Origin of the sequence: Rhizobium sp. PRIMUS64, from assembly GCF_023006465.1 — a bacterium.
Lineage (GTDB): Bacteria > Pseudomonadota > Alphaproteobacteria > Rhizobiales > Rhizobiaceae > Rhizobium > Rhizobium leguminosarum.
This window is the reverse complement of the sequence record NZ_JALBGX010000297.1, coordinates 1-1104: the sequence shown is the minus strand read 5'-3', so window position 1 is coordinate 1104 and position 1104 is coordinate 1. Positions and strand designations below refer to the sequence as shown.

General features: G+C 57.7%; 1 protein-coding gene. It reads left to right on the top strand.

Annotation, left to right across the window (positions count from 1 at the left end; genetic code table 11):
- Positions 1 to 87 precede the first annotated feature (87 nt).
- A partial coding sequence (gene nifK, locus MOV76_RS39195) for a nitrogenase molybdenum-iron protein subunit beta (protein WP_092755373.1) occupies positions 88 to 1104 on the top strand: 1017 nt, incomplete at its 3' end.

Below are 1104 nucleotides of genomic sequence, written 5' to 3'. Positions count from 1 at the left end.
CTTCCCATCGGACTTGATCCGCACTCGTGACAGATGACATCCCATTGCCGCCACCGGTGCGGCGCGATGAAAAGAAAGGTGCTTACTATGCCGCAGTCGGCGGAAAAAGTTCTCGACCATGCTCCCCTGTTCCGCGAGCCGGAATACAGGCAGATGCTCGCCGAGAAGAAAGCCAATTTCGAATGCCCCCACCCGGATCAGGTCGTTGCCGATCAAAACGACTTCACGAAGACCTGGGAGTATCGCGAAAAGAACCTGGGCCGCGAAGCCCTGGTCGTGAACCCGGCCAAAGCCTGCCAGCCGCTCGGTGCCGTCTTCGCAGCCGCAGGCTTTGAGCAAACGATGTCCTTCGTCCATGGCAGCCAGGGCTGCGTCGCTTATTACCGTTCGCATCTGTCGCGTCACTTCAAGGAGCCTTCATCGGCGGTCTCGTCCTCGATGACGGAGGACGCGGCAGTGTTCGGCGGGTTGAAGAACATGGTCGACGGGCTCGCCAATACATACAAGCTCTACGATCCGAAGATGATCGCCGTCTCGACCACCTGCATGGCCGAAGTCATTGGAGACGACCTCCACGGCTTCATCGAAAACGCAAAGAACGAAGGGTCGGTCCCGCACGACTTCGATGTTCCTTTCGCCCACACGCCTGCCTTCGTCGGCAGCCACGTCGATGGCTATGACGGCATGATCAAGGGCATTCTGGAGAACTTCTGGAAAGGCAACGAGCGGAAGGAGGTTGCTCAAGCCATCAACATCATTCCCGGCTTCGACGGCTTCTGCGTCGGCAACAACCGCGAACTGAAGCGCCTGCTCGACATGATGGGCGTATCCTACATCTTCATCCAGGATGCCTCCGACCAGTTCGACACGCCGTCTGACGGTACGTACCGCATGTATGACGGCGGCACGAAGATCGAGGACTTGAAAACGGCGTTGAATGCCGAAGCGACCCTGTCGCTGCAGCACTATAACACGCGCAAAACGCTGGAATATTGCAAGGAGGTCGGTCAGGTTACGGCTTCGTTCCATTATCCGCTGGGTGTTCAGGCGACCGACGAATTCCTGATGAAGGTCTCGGAGATTACCGGCAAGGAAATTCCTCCG